Origin of the sequence: uncultured Amnibacterium sp. (assembly GCF_964245895.1) — a bacterium.
Lineage (GTDB): Bacteria > Actinomycetota > Actinomycetes > Actinomycetales > Microbacteriaceae > Amnibacterium.
Map to the genome: position 1 here is coordinate 1 of NZ_CAXTOQ010000162.1, position 7,148 is coordinate 7,148.

A 7,148-nucleotide genomic window follows, 5' to 3' on the forward strand; every position below is an offset into this window, starting at 1 on the left:
AGCTTGGTAGCGCGCCTCGTTCGGGACGAGGAGGTCGTGGGTTCGAATCCCGCTATCCCGACCGGATCGACAACCGACGTCGCCTGTGGCTGAATGCCCCGGTGATCGACATCGTGGACGCCCTCGTCGTCGCGGACGCCGCGGCGTGGCGCGCCTGGCTCGAACGGCACGAGGACGACGCGGACGGCGTGTGGCTGGCGCTCGCGAAGAAGGGCGTCCCCTCCTCGACGTCGCTGCGGTACGACGAGGCGCTCGAGGAGGCGCTGTGCTTCGGCTGGATCGACGGGCCGAAGAACAGCATCGACGCGACCCTGTTCGCGCAGCGGTTCACGCCGCGCAGGAGGGCGTCGCTCTGGTCCGTCCGCAACGTGGGCATCGTCGCGACCCTCGTGGCCGACGGGCGCATGCGGCCGCGCGGGCAGGCGGAGGTGGACCGCGCCAAGACGGACGGGCGGTGGGACCGCGCGTACTCCGGGGCCGCGTCGGCGGAGGTGCCGGAGGACCTCGCGGCTGCGCTCGCCGACTCCCCCTCCGCCGCCGCACGGTTCGCGGAGCTGAACCGGACGAACCGGTACGCGGTGATCCACCGCGTCTCCACGGCGCCGAGCCCGACGGCCAGGGTCAATCGGCTGGCGAAGCTGGTCGCACTGCTCGCGGACGGCGGATCGCCGTACCCCCGATGACTTCTCGTTCTGTAGGAGCTGGACTCCTACAGAACGGAACGAGTCAGCTGAAGTCGGCGTCCGGGCCGAGGGACTGCGGGACCGAGACGGCCTCGCCGTCGAGCACGCCGCCCGACTCGGCCAGATAGCAGGCGGCGCAGAGCGACTCGTACCGCACGTCGTTCAGGGTGTCGATCGCGACCTGCTCGCCGTCGAACACGTACCGGTCGCCGATCCGCCGCGCGTTGAACAGCGCCTTCCGGCCGCAGCGGCAGATCGTCTTCAGCTCCTCGAGGCTGTGCGCGACCTCGAGCAGCCGCGCGCTGCCCGGGAACGCCTCCGTGCGGAAGTCGGTGCGGATGCCGTACGCCAGCACGGGCACGTCCTGCACGACGGCGATGCGCAGCAGATCGTTCACCTGCCACGGCGTGAGGAACTGCGCCTCGTCGACGAGCAGGCACGACACCGGCGACCCCGTCGCCTCCGTCAGCGCGCGCCTCCGCGCGAAGAACAGCTCCATCACGTCCTGGTCCTCGCCGATCAGGAAGTGCACCGGCCGGGCGACGCCGAGCCGCGACACGATGTCGCGGTCGCCCTTGGCGTCGACGCCGGGCTTCGCGAGCAGCACGCGCTGCCCGCGCTCCTCGTAGTTGTACGCGGCCTGCAGCAGCGCCGTGCTCTTGCCGCTGTTCATCGCGCCGTACCGGAAGTAGAGCTTCGCCACGTGTCTAGATGTACCCGTCTTCCAGGGCCCGCTGGATCAGCTCGGCCTTCCGGCTCGCCGGCCGGTCGACCCGCGCGTACTTCTCCCGCACGCGGCGGAGGTAGGTCTTCGCCGTCTCGAACTGCACGCGCATCTCCGCCGCGACCTCGCGGGTGGAGCGGCCGGAGGCGTACAGCCGCAGGGCGGCCTCCTCCCCGAGGCTGAGACGCGGGCGCCCGACCGCCTCCGCCGCCCGCGGCAGCGGCCGCCACTCGCGCAGCACCGGGGTCCGGCCCGGGGTGAGCCCCATGACCTCGCGGGCGGCGGCGAGCACCTCGCCGAGCGGGCGGGACTTGCCGAGGAACGCGGCCGCGCCGGCGCGCAGCGCCCGCTCCCTCAGGTCGGGCGTATCCAGCCCGGTGAGCACGATCACCGTCGCGCCCGCGGCCCGGCAGGTCCGCACGCGGGCCTCGATCGAGACCGGCTCGCGCAGCTGCACGTCGATGAGCACGAGGTCCGTCGGGAAGAGGGGGCTGTGCACCAGCTGCAGCCAGGAGGTCGCGGTCAGCACGACGTCGAAGTCCGGCGCGTTGGTCCGCAGCCACGACGCCATGCTGTCGAGCAGCACCTCGTGGTCGTCGAGCAGAGCGACGCGCACGGCCCTGGTCCGCACGGCGGGCGGCCGCTGCACGCGGGTGCCGCCCACGGCGTGGACCGGCGCGAGGTCGTCGTCGTTCGGCATGCCGCTCCCGGCGTCGGGGGACGCGGGCGACGTCCCTGTCCCCCGATGATGCCCCAACGCGGCCTCATCGGCACCTCTCGCGCGGCGGTTCGCGCGCCAGGGCTCCTGAACCGGGGTCAGAACAGGGTCGGCGGAGCCGCCGCGACGGCGGCCTGCACGATCCCCGCGGAGCGCGACCGCACCCCTCCGGTGACGTCGTCCTCGGCGCCGTGCCGCAGCCCGTGCTTCCGCAGCAGCGGCTCCGCCCGGTCGGCGAGCCACCTCCGGTAGTCCTTGGGCGCGTACGGCCCGTCGGCGTAGAGCCGGCGGTAGAACGCGTCGTGCTCGGGGAACCAGCGGTGCAGCCACGCGAGGTACCACTGCCGCACCCCCGGCTTCAGGTGCAGCGCGGACCAGACGACGTAGGAGGCGCCGGCGTCGGCGATCGCCGCGAACGCCGCGTCGAGGTGCGCGACGGTGTCGGTCAGCCGCGGCAGCACGGGCATCAGGAAGACGCCGCAGTCGAGCCCTGCCTCGCGAGCGGCCCGGACCGTCGCCAGGCGCGCGGCGGCGGAGGGGGTGCCCGGCTCGACGAGCTGCTGCAGCGCGGGGTCGAGCACCGCGATCGACATCGCCAGGTCGACGGGACCGCGCCCGGCCATCCCGGCCAGCAGCGGCAGGTCCCGGCGCAGCAGCGTGCCCTTCGTCAGCAGCGAGACGGGGGTGCCGGAGTCCGCCAGCGCCTCGAGGATCTGCGGCATCAGCCGGTAGCGCCCCTCCGCCCGCTGGTACGGGTCGGTGTTCGTGCCGAGCGCGACCGGCGCGCCCGCCCAGGACGGACGCGCGAGCTCCGCGCGCAGCACCTCCCCCACGTTGACCTTCACGACGACCTCGGCGTCGAAGTCCGCGGGGTCGGCGAAGTCGAGGTACTGATGGGTCGGCCGCGCGAAGCAGTAGACGCAGGCGTGCGAGCAGCCGCGGTAGGGGTTGATGGTCCAGCCGTAGGGCGTGCCCGGCACGTGTCCCGGGACCTTGTTCAGCGCCGACTTCGCCCGCACCTCGTAGAAGGTCATGCCGGCGAACTCGGGCGGCCGGGAGGTGCGGACGAGGTCGTGCACCTTCGCCAGCCCGGGCAACGCGCCGGGCACCTCCGCGCCGACCTGTTGACCCGCCCATCGCATACCGATAGTCGAACACGTGTTCGACCTATTCGCAAGCCGGATGCGTTGTGAAGGCGATCTGGCGCACCAAAGCGCCTTCAAAATGGAGGGTCAGGCGGTGAGGCCCAGCGCCTTCGCGGTCGCGGCCTGCACGCGGCGGGCGTTCCTCGGGTCGTCCGACAGCAGCGAGCCGTAGGTCGGGATGAGGCGCTGCAGCTCCGGCTGCCAGCCGGGCATCAGGGCGGGGAAGGACCGGCCGAGCACGTCGAGCATGATCGCCGCGGCCGTGGAGGCGCCGGGCGAGGCGCCGAGCAGCCCCGCGATCGTGCCGTCCGCGCCGCCGACCACCTCCGTGCCGAACTGCAGCACGCCGCCCTTCTTCGCGTCCTTCTTGATCACCTGCGCCCGCTGGCCCGCGCTCAGCGGGTACCAGTCGCTCGGGTCCGCATCGGGGTAGAACTCCTGCAGGGAGGCGAACTTCGCCTTCTTCGACTTCGTCAGCTCTCGCACCAGGTACTGCACGAGCGCGAAGTTGTCCTTGGCGACCGCGAGCATCGGGATCAGGTTGTGCGGCCGCACCGACAGCGGCAGGTCGAGGATGTTGCCCCGCTTGAGGAAGCGCGGCGACAGCCCCGCGTACGGGCCGAACAGCAGCGACGCCTTCCCGTCCACGATGCGGGTGTCGAGGTGCGGCACGCTCATCGGCGGCGCGCCGAGCGACGCCTTGCCGTAGACCTTCGCGCGGTGCTGCGCGACGATGGCGGGGTCGTCCGACCGCAGCCACTGGCCGCTGATCGGGAAGAGGCCGTAGCCCTTCGCCTCCGGGATGCCCGCCTTCTGCAGCAGCTTCAGCGCCCAGCCGCCGGCGCCGACGAAGACGAAGCGCGCCTTGACCTCGTGCCGGTCCAGGCCGACCGAGTGGCGCGACCGCACCCGCCAGGCGCCGTCGGGGAGGCGCTTCAGGCCGGAGACCTCGGTGTTGAGATGCAGCTCCGCGCCGTCGTCGAGCAGGGAGTCGATCAGCGCGTTCGTGAGCGCCCCGAAGTCGACGTCGGTGCCGGCCTCGGCGCGCGTCGCGGCGACGGGCTCGTACCGGTCCCGGCCGAGCATGAGCAGCGGCGCCCAGTCGTGGATGACCTTCGGGTCCTCGGAGTACTCCATGTCGGCGAACAGCGGATGGTCCGTCAGGGCCTCCCACCGGCGGCGGAGGAAGTCGATGTGCTCCGAGCCGCGGACGAAGGTCATGTGCGGCGTCGAGTTGATGAAGACCGCCTCGCGCGGCAGGCGGGCGTGCTCCGCGAGCGTCGCCCAGAACTCGCGGGACACCTGGAACTGCTCGTTGACCTTCACCGCGCTGCTGATGTCGATCGAGCCGTCCGCCTTCTCCGGCGTGTAGTTCAGCTCGCAGAGCGCGGCATGCCCGGTGCCCGCGTTGTTCCAGGGGTTGCTGCTCTCCAGCGCGACGCCGCCGAGGCGCTCGTAGATGCGGATGCTCCAGTCGGGCTGGAGGGCGTGCAGCAGCGTCCCGAGGGTGGCGCTCATGATGCCGCCGCCGATCAGGACGACATCGATCGTCTCGTCCTCCGCCATGGTTTCGAGCCTATCCGCGGAGGGATGGACGCCCGATCCGTTCCGTTCTGAAGGAGTTCCTCGGGCCGGGCTCGAGAAACTCCTTCACAACGGATCAGCGGCGGGCGAGGTTCGCGGCGACCAGCTCCGCGATCTGCACGGCGTTCAGCGCGGCGCCCTTGCGCAGGTTGTCGTTGCTCACGAACAGCGCGAGGCCGCGACCGGCCGGCGCGCCCTCGTCGCGGCGGATGCGGCCGACGAAGCTCAGGTCCTTCCCCGCGGCCTCGAGCGGGGTCGGCACGTCGGTGAGGAGCACGCCCGGCGCGGAGGCGAGCAGCTCGCGGGCGCGATCGGGCGAGAGCTCGTCCGCGAACTCGGCGTTGATCGACAAGGAGTGCCCCGTGAAGACGGGGACGCGCACGCAGGTGCCGGACACGAGCAGCTGCGGGATCCCGAGGATCTTGCGGCTCTCGTTCCGCAGCTTCTGCTCCTCGTCCGTCTCGTCGCTGCCGTCGTCGACGAGGTTGCCGGCGAGCGGGACGACGTCGAACGCGATCGGGCGGACGTACTTCTGCGGCTCGCCGAGGTCGACGGCGGACCCGTCGTGCGTCAGGGCGGCGATGTCGCCGGTCGCGACCGCGCGCTCCACCTGGCCCGCGAGCTCCGCGACGCCCGCGAGACCGCTGCCGGAGACCGCCTGGTAGGTGCTGACCACGAGGCGGACGAGCGTCGCGTCGTCGTGCAGCACCTTCAGCACCGGCATCGCGGCCATCGTCGTGCAGTTCGGGTTCGCGACGATCCCCTTCCGCGCGTCGCGCAGCGCCTCCGGATTCACCTCGCTGACCACGAGCGGCACATCGGGGTCCATGCGCCAGGCGCTCGAGTTGTCGATCACGATCGCGCCGGCGTCCGCGAACCGCGGCGCGAGGGCTCGGGAGGCGGTCGCGCCCGCGCTGAACAGCGCGACGTCGAGGCCGGAGGGGTCGGCGAGCGCCGAGTCCTCCACCACGACCTGCTCCCCGCGGAACGGCAGCGTCGTGCCGGCCGAGCGGGCGGAGGCGAAGAACCGCACCGACTCGATCTCGATGTCCCGCTCCTCGAGCAGCCGGCGCATCACGGCGCCGACCTGCCCGGTCGCGCCGACGACCCCGATCCGGAGGCCCGTCATCGTCCCGTCCCTGCGTACACCACGGCATCCTCGTCCCCGTCGAGCCCGAACGCCGAGTGCACCGCCAGCGTGGCGGCCCTGATCGAGTCGGCGCGGGTCACGACCGAGATGCGGATCTCGGACGTCGAGATCATCTCGATGTTGATGCCGGCCTCGGACAGCGCGCGGAACAGGCGGGCGGAGACGCCGACGTTCGTGCGCATCCCCGCGCCGACGAGCGCGAGCTTGCCGATCTGGTCGTCGTGCTGCAGGGAGGCGAAGCCGAGCACCTCCTGCTCGGCGGCAAGCGCGGCGAGCACGGCCTGCGCGGACGCCTTCGGCAGCGTGAAGGAGATGTCGGTGAGCCCCGTGGCCGCGGCCGACACGTTCTGCACGATCATGTCGATGTTCGCGCCGGTGCGCGCGACCGCCGTGAACAGCTCCGCCGCCTTGCCCGGCTCGTCGCGGATGCCGACGACGGTGATCTTCGCCTCCGACAGGTCGGTGGCGACGCCGGCGATGACCGGTTCTTCCACGGGTGCTCCGTTCTCGTCGAGCCCCGGCCCCGCCGGGTTGTAGACGATGGTCCCCTGCTGCGGGCTGAAGGACGAGCGCACGTGCAGGGTCACGCCGTGCCGCCTCGCGTACTCGACGGCGCGGATGTGCAGCACCTTCGCGCCTGCGGCCGCGAGCTCCAGCATCTCCTCGCTGGTGATCCGCGGCACGGGATGGGCCTTCGGCACGATGCGCGGGTCGGCCGTGAAGATGCCGTCCACGTCGGTGTAGATCTCGCAGACGTCCGCCTGCAGCGCCGCCGCGAGCGCGACGGCGGTCGTGTCGGAGCCGCCCCGGCCGAGCGTCGTGATGTCGCCGGTCCCGCGGTTGAAGCCCTGGAAGCCGGCGACGATCGCGATCGCGCCCTCGTCGAGCGCCCCCCGGACCCGGCCGGGCGTCACGTCCACGATGCGCGCGGCGCCGTGCTGGGCGTCGGTGATCATGCCCGCCTGGCTGCCGGTGAAGGAGCGCGCGTCGAAGCCCATGCTCTTGATCGCCATCGCGAGCAGCGCCATCGAGATCCGCTCGCCTGCCGTCAGCAGCATGTCGAGCTCGCGCGGAGCGGGCAGCAGCGTCACCTCGTGGGCGAGGTCGAGCAGCTCGTCGGTGGTGTCGCCCATCGCGGACACGG

Annotated in this window: 7 protein-coding genes; 1 reads left to right on the top strand and 6 read right to left on the bottom strand. The window is 72.2% G+C overall.

The genetic code is table 11. The features are described from left to right. The first annotated feature begins 101 nt into the window (after positions 1–101). The gene (locus tag ACFE60_RS16145) at positions 102–683 is read left to right on the top strand and encodes a YdeI family protein (RefSeq protein WP_375389881.1); all 582 of its coding nucleotides are present in this window, start codon (positions 102–104) and stop codon (positions 681–683) included. Positions 684–726: 43 nt separating this feature from the next. Here ACFE60_RS16145 and ACFE60_RS16150 read toward each other — a convergent pair whose 3' ends face one another. From ACFE60_RS16150 to ACFE60_RS16175, 6 genes are all read right to left on the bottom strand, one after another. Beyond that, entirely contained in the window at positions 727–1,386 is a 660-nt protein-coding gene (locus ACFE60_RS16150; protein ID WP_375389882.1) for a thymidine kinase, read from the bottom strand. A gap of 4 nt (positions 1,387–1,390) precedes the next feature. Further along, positions 1,391–2,107 carry a response regulator gene (locus ACFE60_RS16155; protein ID WP_375389883.1) on the bottom strand — a complete coding sequence of 239 codons (717 nt, stop codon included), beginning with the start codon at positions 2,105–2,107 and terminating at the stop codon, positions 1,391–1,393. Between the two features lie 116 nt (positions 2,108–2,223). Further along, the gene (locus tag ACFE60_RS16160) at positions 2,224–3,267 is read right to left on the bottom strand and encodes an Rv2578c family radical SAM protein (RefSeq protein WP_375389884.1); all 1,044 of its coding nucleotides are present in this window, start codon (positions 3,265–3,267) and stop codon (positions 2,224–2,226) included. A 90-nt stretch (positions 3,268–3,357) separates the two neighbouring features. Further along, positions 3,358–4,836: a malate:quinone oxidoreductase gene (locus ACFE60_RS16165; RefSeq protein ID WP_375389885.1), complete on the bottom strand. Its 1,479-nt coding sequence runs from the start codon at positions 4,834–4,836 to the stop codon at positions 3,358–3,360. A 94-nt stretch (positions 4,837–4,930) separates the two neighbouring features. Further along, on the bottom strand, positions 4,931–5,983 hold the full coding sequence (locus ACFE60_RS16170) for an aspartate-semialdehyde dehydrogenase (protein WP_375389886.1): 1,053 nt from the start codon (positions 5,981–5,983) through the stop codon (positions 4,931–4,933). Continuing rightward, positions 5,980–7,148, bottom strand: a 1,169-nt coding sequence (locus ACFE60_RS16175; RefSeq protein ID WP_375389887.1) for an aspartate kinase, incomplete at its 5' end; no start/stop codon positions are given. The genes ACFE60_RS16170 and ACFE60_RS16175, both read right to left, overlap by 4 nt.

Bases quoted from the DNA above. Each gene is read 5' to 3' on its own strand.
- ACFE60_RS16155 (WP_375389883.1), bottom strand. From the start codon at position 2,107: ATGCCGAACGACGACGACCTCGCGCCGGTCCACGCCGTGGGCGGCACC.
- ACFE60_RS16160 (WP_375389884.1), bottom strand. From the start codon at position 3,267: ATGCGATGGGCGGGTCAACAGGTCGGCGCGGAGGTGCCCGGCGCGTTG.
- ACFE60_RS16165 (WP_375389885.1), bottom strand. From the start codon at position 4,836: ATGGCGGAGGACGAGACGATCGATGTCGTCCTGATCGGCGGCGGCATC.
- ACFE60_RS16170 (WP_375389886.1), bottom strand. From the start codon at position 5,983: ATGACGGGCCTCCGGATCGGGGTCGTCGGCGCGACCGGGCAGGTCGGC.